We start from the raw sequence: 13,800 nt of genomic DNA, 5'->3' as shown, positions 1-13,800 counted from the left end.
TCTTGGGTTGTTGAAACAAATAGCCCAAGCCAGTGCAAAAACAGCGAGAGCATAATGCAGAATATTTCAGAACACTCCGAAAAGCTGGAAAGTGACGCTGCTCAACGAACAGAGGGGAAGGAGCGTTATGTTCTTCGCGCTGGTGGTGCGGTTGGGGCTGGTGCGCTTATAGCGGTTCTTCTTTTGCATGGAGCTGGTGTGTGGGGGCTGATGTATGGGATGGGCACGAAGGCGAGCGTGCCCGTTGAACACCCGCCCATTCAGACGGAAGTGCTGCCACCACCTCAGCCGCCACCGCCGCCACCTCCACCGCCGCCGCCACCGCCGGTGATGGCAGAGCCGCCGCCGCCGTTCATTCCACCGCCCAAGATCAAGGTGCCACCGCCGCCCAAGCCGCCCATCAAGCATGTGGCCAAGGCGCCCCCCAAACATCCGGCACCCCCACAGACCAAAACGGCCAAGGCGCCACCTGCCGCCACCGAACCCGCAGCCAGCGCACCGTCATCCGATGCGCCAGACACCACGGCCGGAACGGCACCGCTTAACCATGTGCAGCCGGTCTATCCCCCAGAAATGGAGGAAGACAACATCGAGGGCCGCGTGACGGTTGCATGTGATGTGGAACCCACGGGCATGACCAGCAACTGCCAGGTGCAGTCGGTCTCTGGTGGTCAGGCCTTTGCCCAGGCGGCGTTGGATTACGTGCACAAGGCCCGTTATCGCCCGGCCATGCGCAATGGTGTGCCGGTGAAGGAACTGCACAAGGTCTATGTCATCCACTTCAAGCTGGATGACTAAGATCAGCTTACGAACACAATAACGGATTGCCCGGCCCATAATGGCCATACCCTGCCGGATCGGGCCCTGATGATGAGGATTATGAGGAAGATGACCAGACTGCCCCGTTCTTTTGTGTCAGGTCTTGCGGCTCCGGCTCTGGCGCTGCTGATGAGCACTGCAGCCCCAGTTGCGGCTTTTGCGCAGGATGCCGCGCCCGCAGCACCCGCACCCGCAGCCACGGCCCCGGCTCCTGATGCGGCGCCATCTTCCGCACCGGCACCTGCCGCCACACCGGATGCAGCCCCAGCCCCTGCGGCGCCAGAAGCGCCTGCACCTGCTGCCAGCGCCCCGGCCGAACAGGCGCCACCTGCAGCAGACACCAAGGAAGAAGCCAACCCCTACGGTCTGGGTGCTCTGTGGTCCAATGGGGATATCATTGCCCGCGGCGTGCTGCTGATCATGCTCACCATGTCCCTGGGCACATGGTATATCATGATCACCAAGTTCATCGAGCAGGCCCGCCTGTTCGCTGCCGCCAAGGAAGCCACCAAAAGCTTCTGGACCAAGCACAGCATTCAGGAAGGTGCTTCCGCACTCACTTCCACATCCCCGTTCCGCTACATCGCCGATACCGGTATTGTGGCTGCCGAACACCATGAAGGCACGATGCAGGAAAGCATTGACCTGCATAGCTGGACGGGCATGTCCATCCAGCGCGCGGTCAACAACATCCAGAACAGCCTGCAAAAGGGTCTGGCCTTTCTGGGCACCGTGGGTTCCACCTCTCCGTTCATCGGTCTGTTCGGCACGGTGTGGGGGATCTACCACGCGCTGACAGCCATCGGCATTGCCGGTCAGGCTTCCATCGACAAGGTGGCAGGGCCCGTGGGTGAATCCCTGATCATGACGGCCATTGGTCTGGCCACCGCGGTGCCGGCCGTTCTGGGCTACAACCTGCTGGTGCGCCGCAACAAGACGGCCATGGACCTGGTGCGTGACTTTGCTGCTGACCTGCAGTCCATCCTCATCGGTGGCGTGCGTCATGGGGCTGCGGTGGATCAGATTGTGGTGCGCCCGGATAACTCCCCCACCACGGCCACGGTTTCCAACCGCGTCGGCTAATCGCTCAGGTCAAGGCAAGGAGAACGCTTATGGGCATGCAGGTTGGCGATAGCGGCGGGGAAGACGACGTCGTCTCCGCCATCAACACCACACCGCTTGTGGATGTGATGCTGGTGCTGCTGATCATCTTTCTGATCACCATTCCGGTGGCGACACATACCGTGAAGGTGCAGCTGCCCAAGGACATGAACCAGCCAACCCAGACCAAGCTGAGCAATGTGGTTTTGGCAGTCACGGCGGATGGTCAGACCTTCTGGGATGAAACGCCGATCAGGGACCGGGCCGATCTTCTGGCCCGGCTGGAGAAGGCGGCGGTGCAGAAGCCCCAGCCGCAGATCCAGATCCGCGGAGATGTGACCACACGCTATGAGAGTGTGGGCCGTCTGGTGGCGACGTGTCAGGAAGCGGGCATCAGCCATATCGATTTCATTACGGAAAAGCCGAAATAGGCAGGGGCGGGTGGCGCAGCACGCCACCCCATCCTGTGGGGGAGAGCACAGGCCATGGGCATGAATGTTGGCTCCGAGAGCACAACGGAAGATGAAGGCATTGTCGATATCAACACCACGCCGCTGATTGACGTGATGCTGGTGCTGCTGATCATGCTGATCATCACCATCCCGTTGCAGACGCAGGCGGTCTCGATTGATCTGCCGCAGGGCAACCCGCCGCCCAGCACGGAAGAAACACCTGTGGTGACACTGGTTGTGGACTTTGACAACTCGCTGACCTGGAATGGCCAGCCCATCAATGGCGAGGCCGATCTGCAGGCGCATCTGCGTGAGATCGCCAGCGGGCCAGAGGCTTCCCGCCCGGAGTTCCACCTCCAGCCCAACCGTCTGGCTGACTACAAAACCGTCATCCACGTCATGGCCGACGCACAGCGCCTCGGCGTCACAAAACTCGGAATCGTCGGACAGGAACAGTTCGCTGACGGTAAGTAATAAGGGAGGCTCTCTCTTTAGGAATGTTTGCCTAAAGAGAGAGCTATCTTGAAGGCACGTTAAAGATAAACATTCTTATTTCTTGGGTTTTTTAGGTGGATCTTTATCTCCGGTAAAACCCGTTTGAGACGGCGGATCACTAGCCGGAAAGCTTTCATCCAAAGCCTCATCAAGCTTTTCATCTTGAGCCTGCTTTTTGCTGTCTTTGTTTTTCTTTTCGGCCATAACAAACCTCATACATATTGTAGTGGAACAAGCCGCATCCAAAATGGCAGGATCTTTGGGTGTCTGCCTGATTGGTGTAGGGCGTGTAGATACAACGTTCCCGACAAATAAGGTTTCCGTTTTTACAATTCTGAAAAAATGTTTTTGTTATCTGTTTTGAAAAGAGGGTTTTGTGTCAGAGGGATGTTTTAAAAGCTTCAGTGGCCAGGTTGCGTTGTGTGCGGCATTCCGCGGCCAAAAAATCCAGTAAAGCGCGAACAGCGGGTACAAGCCCACGGCGAGATGGAAAGACTGCATGAATAATACCTGCTTGTGGCTGCCAGCCAGGAAGCACACGTACGAGGCGCCCTGCTTCAATATCCTGCCAAACCATCATGGTGGGCATTTGCACAATACCTGCACCTACAAGGGCAGCTTCACGTAGCACAGCCATATCGTCTGTTGCCAATCGTGGTTCATGGAAAATGGTCGCTGTTTGTCCTTCCTGATTTTCGAGCAACCATGAGTGAGAACCCGGCGTGGTATGAAAATCCAGGCTGGGAAAGGCGTTTAAATCAGCCGGAGAAGCCAGAGGGCGAGGTACAAGGCTAGGGGCTGCAATTAAACATTGCGTGCTGGTATCAAGCGTACGCATTACAAGATCGGATGATGCAATGGGCGGAAACCGCACGCGTATTGCAAGATCCATGCCTTCTTTTAAAACATCTACGCGCCTGTTGGTGCTTTCAAGCTGTAGTGTTACGGCCGGATAGAGCATGATAAAGCGGGCAAGTAAGGCGCCAAACTGAAAGTTCAGTAAGGCTACAGGGCAGCTTAGGCGCACAAGCCCACAGGGCTCGCTTTGAAGTTGGGCTACAGAGCGCTCTGCCGTGTCTGCTTCCTCCAACATGGCAATACAGTGTTCGTAAAAACGATGTCCTGTTTCTGTAACACTAAAGTGGCGTGATGAGCGTTGGATCAGGCGCGTATGCAGGCGTTCTTCCAAAAGGCGGATGCGGCGGCTGAGAAGAGATTTTTGTAGGCCAGTTGCACGCGCAGCGGCAGAAAAACCACCATATTTTACAACCTGCACAAAATATCCAAAGTCGTTAAGGTCTCTCATCGTCCTGCTCATGCAACGCAATGTTTTATTTAGGAATCTTTATAAGACGATAAGAAAGGTGCATGTTTCATGTCAACACAAGGCGCAAAAGCGCTTCTTGCTTCAGACAGGACAAAAGTCATGCAGAAGAAAATTCTTGGTCGTTATGGAAATGACCGTGGGCACTGGGTTGGTGATGGTTTTCCCGTACGCTCTCTGTTTTCCTATACAGATTTTGGTGAGCATCTGAGCCCGTTTCTGCTGTTAGATTATGCTGGCCCGCATAAATTTGCGCCCACAGATAAGCGGCGCGGCGTAGGCCAGCATCCACACAAAGGGTTTGAAACCGTTACCATTGTTTATGATGGTGAAGTGGAACACCGTGATTCATCTGGCGGTGGCGGTATTATTGGCCCCGGGGATGTGCAGTGGATGACAGCAGGCAATGGCATCCAGCATGAGGAATTTCATTCTCCAACCTATGCAAAAACGGGAGGAGATTTTCGGATGGTGCAGTTGTGGGTGAATTTGCCCGCCAAAGACAAAGGTGTGCCGGCAGGTTACCAAACTATAGAGGCAGGAAATATTCCGGCAGTTATATTCCCGGGCAATACTGGCAGCTTGCGTATTATTGCAGGAGATTATGAAGGCCAACACGGACCTGCGCATATTTTCTCTCCGCTGAATGTATGGGACGGGAAGCTGGAGGAAGGAGCACACATCACGCTTCCTTTGCCAGCAGGGCATAACGCAGCCATTGTTTCACTCGAAGGGAAGCTGATTGTGAATGGTGCGGAAGAAGTGGGAAGTGCACAATTTGCGCTTCTGGGCAGGGAAGGGGCAGAGGTAACATTACAAGCAACCCAGCCTTCCAGTTTTCTTGTTTTAACTGGCGCACCGTTGAATGAACCTATTGCCGGATATGGACCGTTTGTCATGAACACGCGGGAGGAAATCCGTCAGGCGATTGAAGATTTCAAGAGCGGACATTTTGGCAATATCTCAGCCTGATACCTCATGCCATGGCACGCAACGATTGTGCAGACTGCACGTCATGTCATCCATGGCGGTCTATTGTTCAATAATGACTTCAAGTTAGGGCAGAAAATATGACGCAGGGAAAAGAAACTCTACATTTTGTAACGATGTTGGGAAGCCTGCGTAAGGCATCTTATAACGGTATTGTGGCACGCACGTTACCTGCATTGGCGCCAGAGGGCATAACTATTTCAGCACTCGGGTCCATTGCTGAGTTTCCACATTATAATCAGGATGTGCAGGAGCAGGGTTTTCCTGCTGCTGTGCTTGCGATGGGGGAGCAGATTAGGAAAGCCGACGGCGTTATTATTGTTACGCCAGAATATAATTATTCCGTGCCGGGTGTGCTGAAAAACGCGCTTGATTGGCTTTCTCGTCTTACGCCGCAACCATTTGCACGTAAGCCTGTTGCATTACAGACGGTTTCTCCCGGAATGATTGGTGGTGCACGTGCGCAGTATCACATACGCCAGAGCATGGTGTTTATGGATGCTCTTGTGCTGAACAGGCCAGAAGCCATGATAGGTCAGGCAGCGGATAAGTTTGATACAGACAAGCAGGAACTGACAGACGAGCGAACACGCGCTTTTCTTACGCGCCAGATACAGGCATTGGCAGATCTGGCACGTAGAGAACAAAAATAGACTATCGGAGGAATTGTGGGGCCGAAAATAAAAAACCAATAAGGGCCTCACACTCAATTTGTAACAAGAATATGTTCATTGCCGTTAAATAAATGTGTTTTGTGTATAATTTCTCTTTCATTTAAGAGCGAGATGAGTAGTCTGCGCGCTTTTCTTCGTGCAGGAGTTCTGTTTCATGCAGCTTTCTATGGCTTTATCCATGCTGGATGCCGCCTTGGCAGAGGCACGCCGGCTTAATGTGAATGTATGTGTCTCCATTGTAGATACCGCTGCATGGCCAGTGGTTTTTGCCCGGATGGATGGGGCGCCATTAGGTGTGGTTGATGTCAGCCAGAAAAAGGCGCGCACGGCGGCTCTGTTTCAGATGGACAGTGCGGATTTTGCATCAAAAGGCCACCCGAATGGTGAGGCCTATACACTGGAAAATACAAACGGTGGTTTAACCAGCTTTGGCGGTGGGTTGGTAATTAAAGCCACTGATGGTTCCTTTTTAGGTGCCATAGGTGTTTCCGGCGCCAAAACGGAAGATGATATTGCCATTGCGCGTGTTGCAATGAAGCAGGCCGTAAATAACTGATCCTATCTTATTTTTGAGTTTTTAAATGACCACAGCTCCTCAGCCTCCTCCCGCAAGTACTTCGTTCATTGAGCCCCCTCATGGTCGTGCTGCAGCCCTATTTATTCTTACTTTTGGCACTTTTGTTGTGGGAACTGGTGAATTTGCCATTATGGGCATGTTGCCAGAATTTGCTCGTTCCTTACATCTATCTGCGGCAGATGCAGGATACGCCATTACAGCCTATGCTTTGGGGGTGGTGATTGGCGCGCCACTTATTACAATTCTGGGTGCTCGGCTTTCCCGTAGAGAGCTCCTTCTTTCTTTGTTGGTGTTGTTTTGTTTCGGGAATTTCCTGAGCATTTGCATGCCCACGCCAGAACTGGTTGAAGTGGCGCGGTTTATTACCGGCCTGCCGCATGGGGCATTATTTGGTATTTCTGCGCTTGTTGCGGCTTCCATGGTGGAGCGTTCACGCCGCGGATGGGCTGTTGGGCGGGTTCTGTCTGGTATTGCCATTTCCACTTTGGTTGGCGCACCGTTTTCTACATTTGCGGCGGATCATTTTGGCTGGCGTGTGGCCTATCTTATTATCGGTATATTTGGCTGCATTACCTTTTTGGGGGTGTGGCGGTATATTCCGGCAGATCAACCCAACCGCAAGAACTCACCGCTTAAAGAAGTTTCTGCCATGGGTAACACGCAGGTTTTGCTTACGTTGCTTACAGCGGCTATCGGTTTTGGCGGTATGTTCGCCATTTATACTTATCTTACCAGTATCCTGCAGAATGTAACGCATGTGCCGGAATGGTCCGTTATGGTGTACATGATTATCTGGGGCATGGGCATGTTGGTGGGGGCCAATCTGGGCGCATGGCTTGTTGATCGTAAGTTGGATCTTGCTGCAATACTGGCTCTTGGCGGAAGTGCAGTTGTTATGCTTGGATTTTCTACGGTTTTGCATCAGCCGTTGCTCTTGGCGCTTGCTGTCTTTCTTATTCCAACCTTTGTAAATGGTTTGGGGCCTGCATTGCAGACACGTCTGATGGATTTTGCTGGGGATGCACAAACCTTGGCGGCTTCCCTTAACCACTCTGCATTTAATATTGCCAATGCATTGGGGGCAGCGCTGGGGAGCATGTTGCTGGCACATCAGTTTGGGTATTCGGCTCTGGGTGTTGGGGGCGCTGTTCTCTCAGCTGGTGGTCTTGTCGTGTATTTGCTGGCAATTCTGGTGTTGCGCCGGAGTGGGCAGAAAGAAATCAGGCAACCTATTTCCTGAATAGATTATGATAGAGTGCCTGAGACGGCATTCTATATTGAGTTGTGTGCGAACATTTTAAGCTGGAAGGGCAATATCCCTTTCAGCTTTTTTGTATTTACTACATGGCAAGGTGAAAGGGGGAGGGCAGAAGCATAATACCTGCTTGAACCCATTTATACGATCCCACCATAAATGGGATAAGAGTTATAAGACGACTGGTCTAATTATAAATTGACTTCATCTATATCCGTTCATATACAGATAACCAGAACAGGCCATACAGATTCGGTAGGAATATTTCCAGTTTGTATATGGAACTTTACCATCAGGGATTTTCCTGCTCGATAAAAGTTGACCGGTCTATTTTTTGGATGAGGGAGACGATGCCACACATAAGAGCATTCTGCTCTGCCGGGTGCATGCCGCATTTGCGGGCTCGTTCTGCTTTTTCCATTTCACTGTTCACGAGGTAAAAATGGCGTACGCGACAACCAATCCCTATACAGGGGAAGTTCTTGCTAATTTTCCTGAAGCTACAGATCAGGAAGTTCAGACCGCACTGTCCGAAGCTCATGCCGCTTTTGAAAAATGGCGTGATACCTCCTTTGCTGAACGCGCTCGTATTATGAATGCCGCAGCTGCCATTCTGCGTCGTGATGTTGATAAGTATGCCCGTCTGGGCACGCTGGAAATGGGCAAGCTGTTTGCAGAGTCCAAAGCGGAAGTTATCCTTTCTGCTGAAATTTTCGAATACTATGCAAAATATGCAGAAGAGCTGCTGAAGCCGGAATCCCTGCCGGTTGCTGATCCGGCTGAAGGCAAGGCTGTTCTGGTGCACGAACCTCTGGGTATTGTGCTGGCAATTGAGCCATGGAACTTCCCGTTCTATCAGGTTGTTCGCATTATTGCGCCGCAGCTTTCTGCTGGTAACGCTGTTCTGCTTAAGCACGCTTCCAACCTGCCGCAGTGCGCTGCTGCATGTGAAGAACTGATGAACGAAGCTGGCCTGCCAAAAGGTCTGTTCCGTAACCTTTATACAGCACGCCGCCACACAGAAGTTATCCTGAATGACCCCCGCGTTTGCGGTGTGGCACTAACAGGTTCTGAAGGCGCAGGCACCATTATTGCTGGTGTTGCTGGTAAAGCCCTGAAAAAGGCAACCATGGAACTGGGCGGCGCAGACGCCTTTATTGTTCTGGACGATGCCGACGTAGAAAAAGCTGCTAAATGGGCCGTTATTGGCCGCCATTGGAATGCTGGCCAGGTATGTGTATCTGCCAAGCGTCTGATTGTTGCTGATTCCATTTATGATCGCTTCCTGGAACTGTACAAAAAGGGTGTTTCCGAGCTGAAAGCTGGTGACCCGATGGATCCTTCCACAACGCTGGCACCTCTGTGCTCCAAAGGCGCTATGGATGATCTGCATCGCCAGGTGACAGAAGCCATCAAGCATGGTGCGAAGGTTGAAGTAATTGGGCCAGAAGTTCCTGGTAAGGGTGCTTTCTTCCGTCCGCTGCTGATGACCGGTCTGGACGGTGATAACGCAGCCCGCCATTGGGAATTCTTTGGCCCGGTAACGCAGTTGTATCGTGCAAAAGACGAGAACGATGCAATCCGCATTGCCAATGATTCTCCTTATGGTCTGGGTGGTTCTGTCTTCACTAAAGACGAAGCACGCGGCGCACGTGTGGCTGCAAAAATCCGCACGGGTATGGTGTTCATCAACCATCCGCTGGTGCCTAAGGCAGATCTGCCCTTCGGTGGTATTAAAAACTCCGGTTATGGTCGTGAACTGATTGGTCTTGGTATCAAAGAGTTCGTGAACCACAAGCTGATCAACACGGTCGATATCGACGCACCGTTCTGATCATACTGTTAGCAGGCGCCTGTAAAGGTGCCTGCTTTCACAGAATAGTTATAGTATAAGAAATATAAGTAATTAGAATTATATAGTGTAATAACAAATAATTCTTTTTAATAAAAATATTCATCCCAAAATATAACGTTATCTCCCGCTTACTTCCTGAAAGAGGCATGTAAACCTGATGTCGTCCAAGTCTGAAATTCTTATTGTCGGTGGCGGAGTGGCAGGACTTGCCCTTGCAACGCGTCTGGGTAAAACACTTGGCCGGCATGGAAAAGCACGTATCACGCTTATTGATAAAAGCTTTTCACATGTATGGAAGCCCATGCTGCATTGCTTTGCCGCAGGCACAGTGCAGAATGAAAATGACCGCATCAGTTTTATGGCACAAGCCAGCAGCCACAATTTTGAATTCTGGCCTGGTGAAGTTGTTTCTATTGATAGAGAAAAGCGGGAAGTTGTTTTAAGCCCCCTACATGCATCAGACGGCAGCAAGGTTCTGGATAGCAGAACCATGACGTATGATGCCATTGTGCTGTCCATCGGAAGCCGCGCCAATGATTTTGGCACCCCCGGTGTACTGGAAAATTGTCTGTTTATTGATAATCTTGTTGAAGCAAATGCTTTTAATGAAAAGTTCAGAATGGAAATTCTGAAGTCATTTGCTGATAATTCCGAATTGGATATTGCTATTGTTGGGGGTGGGGCCACAGGCACTCAGCTCGCTGCGGAACTTCATAAATCTCTTGAGATTGTTGACCCGGTCAGCTTGCATGCATTTGGCAAGGCACCGCCAAAACTGAGCATCACTTTGTTACAGTCTGGCGCACGTATTCTTCCTGCCTTTCCGGAATCTGTTTCCATTGCAGCGCAGCAGGAACTGGAGCGGATTGGTGTGAATGTGCGCACATCTGCGCGTGTTGCTGCTGCTGATCCCACAGGGTTTACGCTTAAAGATGGCACACATGTGCCAGCTACCCTGCGCGTATGGGCAGCCGGTGTGAAGGCGCCGGAGGTGACAAAAACCTATGGCGGCCTTTCCCTAAGCCGTTCTGGGCAGATCAACGTCAAACCCAACCTGTGTTCTGTTGATGATGATCGTATTTTTGCAATGGGGGATTGTTCTTACATTGTAGATGATCCGCTGCCCGCTACGGCACAGGTTGCTCGCCAGCAGGCGCATCATCTGGCACAGCATCTGCCAGCATGGCTGGAAAGCGGTAAGGAAGTGCCTTCCTGCATCTTCCATAACAAAGGCGCCATTGTTGCATTGGGTAATTACAATGGCTGGGCCGCTCTGCCGGGTGGCCGCGTTATGGGGGGCGGTATGCTGCATGGGCTTTCAGCCCGTATTGGGCATATCATGCTGTATCGTCAGCACCAGATAGAACTGTTTGGCTGGATACGCGGCTTGGCTTCCATCTTTGCTGATATGGTAGAAACCGTTATTCGTCCTTCCGTGCGGCTGGACTGATCTGATTTGCGGTGCAACCAAGAAGCGTGAGCGAAGTTTGCCATGCTTCATCCATTGGATGGGATGAATGCGTAATTTTCGTCATTAAGGTTGCACCCAGCCAGAGCTGATAGAGTGATGATGCAAGTTTATGGGCAGGTAGGGCGGAGTGTACAGACCCGTCCTCCTGTCCTATTTTGATAACTTGAGAGACATGGGTGATAACGGAAGCTGTGCCGGTTTCCATAATACGGCGCATGCGTTCTGATATGTCAGAAACCTCTGCGGCCAGTTTAACAATCAGGCATTTATCCCCAACTTGCCCTTTGATATGTGAACAGCGCCAGAAATCCAGATAAGAAAATAACTTTTGCGCACCATTTTTATCTGGTGTGGCAAAGAGCGCATGAATATTTATTAAATAATCATGCATGTAAGAGCGGAGAAGTTCCTCTCCAAACGCCTCTTTAGATGCAAAATAATGGTAAAACGAACCCTTGGGAATACCCGCAACTTCTAGAATTTGCGAAAGGCCCACTGCCGAAAATCCGCGTTCAGCAATAAGCGCGCGTGCTGAATCTACAATTTTCTTTTTTGCGATATCATGTTTTGTAGGCGTCTTCATGGGCGCGGGAATATCCTGATTTCTTTCAAAAAGTTTCTATATCTTTATCTAAACAAGCACAAATATCAGCCTGAAGATGCCAGAAATGAATGATGTCTCTGTATAATATCACGAGACATGTGCATTTGGAAAATATTGCAGTGGAAACATTGTTAAGAATATCTGTTTTTTTGTGTGGAATCTTCACGCCCATATGAAAAATGAGTATGCAGATTTCATCCATGATATTTTCATTTTTGCTCCATTATTGAGGCTTCATGAAACAGACAGCGTTTTGCAGGGCAGAGCTTGTAGCCGTTCTTTTGAATGTCAGAAAGGATACGCCCTGTGTGCTTACGCTGGAAAATGGTCTGGCCTTACCATCTGGCCCGTTAACCTTGGGCGGTCATTCCTTGCAAAAGGAACTATGCCGATGGGTGGAGCAGCAAACGGGCGTGATATTGGGTCATACAGAACAGCTTTATACGTTTGCAGATACGCAGGTGGCAGATAAAAGCCGCTTGGTGCGTATTTCCTATATGGCTCTGATCAGTTCCAATGCAGACCAAACAATAGCAGAGCGTTCCCTATATGATTACTTTCCGTGGGAGGATCGGAGAAATCCAGAGGCTCAGCCTCTCCTGGAAAGTATCATTTTATTACTGAAAAATTGGGCCGGAAAGAGTTCTGCCAAACAGCAAAGATGCGCCAGACTGTTTGGCCTTTCTCCGCATCCATGGAACGATGAACTGGCTTTAGACCGTTACGAACTTTTGTGGGAAGCTGGTTTGGTGCACGAAGCCAAACATTTTGAAGGACAACTTCAATTAGGTTTGCCAATGCAGGCAGATTATAGGCGCGTTTTGGCGACAGCTCTTTCGCGCGTGCGGGCTAAAATTCGCTATACAGCGGTTGTATTCGATCTGTTGCCACAGACATTTACATTGTTGCAGCTTCAGTTGGCCATGGAAGCATTGGCGGGTTGTTGGATGCACAAGCAAAACTTCAGACGCCTGGTTTTGCAGCAAAAGCTGGTGGAAGAAACGGGTAATTTTGATGTGCCTCAGCAGGGGCGGCCTGCAAAACTATACTGTTTTCGGCCAGAAGCAGGGCAGAACTGCTATCTGGCTGGCGCTAAATTGCCGCTAACGCCATTGTTATAAAAAGTAGGTTCAAAGTGCTTGTTTTTCCTGTGCGGTACATATACTCAAATTGAGCATATGTACCGCGCAGGAGGGTATTCATGTTGGTCGTCAATGTTCCAGACAGGGATACTCTGTATCAGCCTGTAGCCAGCATTATGGCACGAGATTTGTGGGAAGAACGGTATGCAGCGGATATTGAGGCGATTATACGCCTTAAAAAGCAGCATAATGCCGTTATTCTCGCGCATAACTATCAAACGCCAGAAATCTTTCATTGTGTGGCTGATATACGGGGCGATAGCCTTGCTCTTGCACGTGCAGCGCAGAATATAGATGCCGATATCATTCTTATGGCTGGCGTGCATTTTATGGCAGAAACAGCCAAATTGCTGAATGCAGAAAAGAAAGTTCTTATTCCGGATGTAGCTGCAGGTTGTTCTTTGGCGGAAGGCATTACAGCCGAGAATGTGCGTAGCCTTAAACAAGCGTATCCCGGCGTGCCTGTTGTAACTTATGTGAACAGCACCGCCGCAGTTAAGGCCGAAAGCGATATCTGCTGCACTTCAGGTAATGCGCGCAAGGTGGTGGAAAGTCTGAACGTTCCGCGTGTCATCATGATTCCAGATGAGTTTCTGGCCCGTAATATTCAGGCTGAAACCGGAATTGAAATGATAACATGGCCTGCACATTGTGAGGTGCATGAACGGTTTACCCCGCAAGAAATTCGGCAATATCGGCGTATGCATCCAGGGGTTAAAGTTGTTGCGCATCCTGAATGCCCACCAGAGGTAGTGGCAGCGGCAGATTATTCGGGCTCCACTGCCCAGATGATTACCTATATTGCGCAAGAAAAACCCGAAAAAGTCCTTCTGGTAACAGAATGTTCTATGAGTGACAATTTGGCAGCAGAATATCCAAACACAACTTTTGTGCGGCCCTGTAATCTGTGCCCGCATATGAAGCGGATTACATTGCCCGCTATCCGAAAGTCTTTGGAAAATCTGGAGGCCGAGGTTGTTATCCATGAAGCCTTGCAAGAGCGTGCCCGCTTGGCTGTTGAGCGTATGCTGCGTGTTTAAA

General features: G+C 50.7%; 15 protein-coding genes. 12 read left to right on the top strand and 3 right to left on the bottom strand.

Annotated elements, in window-relative coordinates; genetic code table 11:
- The first annotated feature begins 54 nt into the window (after positions 1 to 54).
- The 4 genes from EOV40_RS09505 (at position 55) to EOV40_RS09490 (ending at position 2,846) form a co-directional block, all read left to right on the top strand.
- A complete protein-coding gene (locus tag EOV40_RS09505) occupies positions 55 to 798 on the top strand; it encodes an energy transducer TonB (RefSeq protein ID WP_080986835.1) in 744 nt (247 codons plus the stop codon).
- Between the two features lie 90 nt (positions 799 to 888).
- A complete protein-coding gene (locus EOV40_RS09500; protein WP_244296871.1) occupies positions 889 to 1,902 on the top strand; it encodes a MotA/TolQ/ExbB proton channel family protein in 1,014 nt (337 codons plus the stop codon).
- 29 nt (positions 1,903 to 1,931) lie between these two features.
- Positions 1,932 to 2,351, top strand: coding sequence for an ExbD/TolR family protein (locus EOV40_RS09495; RefSeq protein WP_128104741.1), 420 nt, complete (start codon positions 1,932 to 1,934; stop codon positions 2,349 to 2,351).
- A 54-nt stretch (positions 2,352 to 2,405) separates the two neighbouring features.
- Positions 2,406 to 2,846, top strand: coding sequence for an ExbD/TolR family protein (locus tag EOV40_RS09490; RefSeq protein WP_012812288.1), 441 nt, complete (start codon positions 2,406 to 2,408; stop codon positions 2,844 to 2,846).
- Between the two features lie 75 nt (positions 2,847 to 2,921).
- On the opposite strand, the gene EOV40_RS09485 is transcribed toward EOV40_RS09490, so the two are convergent.
- A complete protein-coding gene (locus EOV40_RS09485) occupies positions 2,922 to 3,071 on the bottom strand; it encodes a hypothetical protein (protein WP_167506833.1) in 150 nt (49 codons plus the stop codon).
- A gap of 175 nt (positions 3,072 to 3,246) precedes the next feature.
- Complete coding sequence (locus EOV40_RS09480) at positions 3,247 to 4,173, bottom strand: LysR substrate-binding domain-containing protein (protein WP_128105769.1); 927 nt, start codon at positions 4,171 to 4,173, stop codon at positions 3,247 to 3,249.
- Positions 4,174 to 4,293: 120 nt separating this feature from the next.
- On the opposite strand from EOV40_RS09480, the gene EOV40_RS09475 reads away from it, so the two are divergent.
- From EOV40_RS09475 to EOV40_RS09445, 6 genes are all read left to right on the top strand, one after another.
- Positions 4,294 to 5,163, top strand: coding sequence for a pirin family protein (locus EOV40_RS09475; protein ID WP_128106237.1), 870 nt, complete (start codon positions 4,294 to 4,296; stop codon positions 5,161 to 5,163).
- Positions 5,164 to 5,261: 98 nt separating this feature from the next.
- The gene (locus EOV40_RS09470) at positions 5,262 to 5,834 is read left to right on the top strand and encodes an NADPH-dependent FMN reductase (protein ID WP_128105768.1); all 573 of its coding nucleotides are present in this window, start codon (positions 5,262 to 5,264) and stop codon (positions 5,832 to 5,834) included.
- 175 nt (positions 5,835 to 6,009) lie between these two features.
- On the top strand, positions 6,010 to 6,411 hold the full coding sequence (locus tag EOV40_RS09465; RefSeq protein ID WP_128105767.1) for a GlcG/HbpS family heme-binding protein: 402 nt from the start codon (positions 6,010 to 6,012) through the stop codon (positions 6,409 to 6,411).
- Positions 6,412 to 6,436: 25 nt separating this feature from the next.
- The gene (locus EOV40_RS09460) at positions 6,437 to 7,672 is read left to right on the top strand and encodes an MFS transporter (protein ID WP_128105766.1); all 1,236 of its coding nucleotides are present in this window, start codon (positions 6,437 to 6,439) and stop codon (positions 7,670 to 7,672) included.
- A 457-nt stretch (positions 7,673 to 8,129) separates the two neighbouring features.
- The gene (locus tag EOV40_RS09455; protein WP_128105765.1) at positions 8,130 to 9,521 is read left to right on the top strand and encodes an NAD-dependent succinate-semialdehyde dehydrogenase; all 1,392 of its coding nucleotides are present in this window, start codon (positions 8,130 to 8,132) and stop codon (positions 9,519 to 9,521) included.
- A 178-nt stretch (positions 9,522 to 9,699) separates the two neighbouring features.
- A complete protein-coding gene (locus EOV40_RS09445) occupies positions 9,700 to 10,992 on the top strand; it encodes an NAD(P)/FAD-dependent oxidoreductase (RefSeq protein WP_050818394.1) in 1,293 nt (430 codons plus the stop codon).
- Here the strand turns inward: EOV40_RS09445 and EOV40_RS09440 are convergent.
- A complete protein-coding gene (locus EOV40_RS09440; protein WP_128105764.1) occupies positions 10,964 to 11,596 on the bottom strand; it encodes a TetR/AcrR family transcriptional regulator in 633 nt (210 codons plus the stop codon). The genes EOV40_RS09445 and EOV40_RS09440 overlap by 29 nt on opposite strands.
- 257 nt (positions 11,597 to 11,853) lie before the next feature.
- Here EOV40_RS09440 and EOV40_RS09435 point away from each other — a divergent pair, with 257 nt between their 5' ends.
- Together EOV40_RS09435 and nadA are read left to right on the top strand one after the other, a co-directional pair.
- A complete protein-coding gene (locus EOV40_RS09435) occupies positions 11,854 to 12,738 on the top strand; it encodes an NUDIX hydrolase (protein ID WP_128105763.1) in 885 nt (294 codons plus the stop codon).
- Between the two features lie 80 nt (positions 12,739 to 12,818).
- The gene (gene nadA, locus EOV40_RS09430) at positions 12,819 to 13,799 is read left to right on the top strand and encodes a quinolinate synthase NadA (protein ID WP_128105762.1); all 981 of its coding nucleotides are present in this window, start codon (positions 12,819 to 12,821) and stop codon (positions 13,797 to 13,799) included.
- Position 13,800: the final 1 nt, after the last annotated feature.

The organism is Acetobacter oryzoeni, assembly GCF_004014775.2.
In the GTDB taxonomy this organism is placed as follows: domain Bacteria; phylum Pseudomonadota; class Alphaproteobacteria; order Acetobacterales; family Acetobacteraceae; genus Acetobacter; species Acetobacter oryzoeni.
The sequence above is the reverse complement of the archived record's forward strand: the minus strand, read 5'-3'. Positions and strand labels throughout refer to the sequence as shown.

Excerpts from the sequence above, each read along its gene's own strand:
- EOV40_RS09505 (WP_080986835.1), top strand. The coding sequence starts at position 55 with ATGCAGAATATTTCAGAACACTCCGAAAAGCTGGAAAGTGACGCTGCT.
- EOV40_RS09500 (WP_244296871.1), top strand. The coding sequence starts at position 889 with ATGACCAGACTGCCCCGTTCTTTTGTGTCAGGTCTTGCGGCTCCGGCT.
- EOV40_RS09495 (WP_128104741.1), top strand. The coding sequence starts at position 1,932 with ATGGGCATGCAGGTTGGCGATAGCGGCGGGGAAGACGACGTCGTCTCC.
- EOV40_RS09490 (WP_012812288.1), top strand. The coding sequence starts at position 2,406 with ATGGGCATGAATGTTGGCTCCGAGAGCACAACGGAAGATGAAGGCATT.
- EOV40_RS09485 (WP_167506833.1), bottom strand. The coding sequence starts at position 3,071 with ATGGCCGAAAAGAAAAACAAAGACAGCAAAAAGCAGGCTCAAGATGAA.
- EOV40_RS09480 (WP_128105769.1), bottom strand. The coding sequence starts at position 4,173 with ATGAGAGACCTTAACGACTTTGGATATTTTGTGCAGGTTGTAAAATAT.
- EOV40_RS09475 (WP_128106237.1), top strand. The coding sequence starts at position 4,294 with ATGCAGAAGAAAATTCTTGGTCGTTATGGAAATGACCGTGGGCACTGG.
- EOV40_RS09470 (WP_128105768.1), top strand. The coding sequence starts at position 5,262 with ATGACGCAGGGAAAAGAAACTCTACATTTTGTAACGATGTTGGGAAGC.
- EOV40_RS09465 (WP_128105767.1), top strand. The coding sequence starts at position 6,010 with ATGCAGCTTTCTATGGCTTTATCCATGCTGGATGCCGCCTTGGCAGAG.
- EOV40_RS09460 (WP_128105766.1), top strand. The coding sequence starts at position 6,437 with ATGACCACAGCTCCTCAGCCTCCTCCCGCAAGTACTTCGTTCATTGAG.
- EOV40_RS09455 (WP_128105765.1), top strand. The coding sequence starts at position 8,130 with ATGGCGTACGCGACAACCAATCCCTATACAGGGGAAGTTCTTGCTAAT.
- EOV40_RS09445 (WP_050818394.1), top strand. The coding sequence starts at position 9,700 with ATGTCGTCCAAGTCTGAAATTCTTATTGTCGGTGGCGGAGTGGCAGGA.
- EOV40_RS09440 (WP_128105764.1), bottom strand. The coding sequence starts at position 11,596 with ATGAAGACGCCTACAAAACATGATATCGCAAAAAAGAAAATTGTAGAT.
- EOV40_RS09435 (WP_128105763.1), top strand. The coding sequence starts at position 11,854 with ATGAAACAGACAGCGTTTTGCAGGGCAGAGCTTGTAGCCGTTCTTTTG.
- nadA (WP_128105762.1), top strand. The coding sequence starts at position 12,819 with ATGTTGGTCGTCAATGTTCCAGACAGGGATACTCTGTATCAGCCTGTA.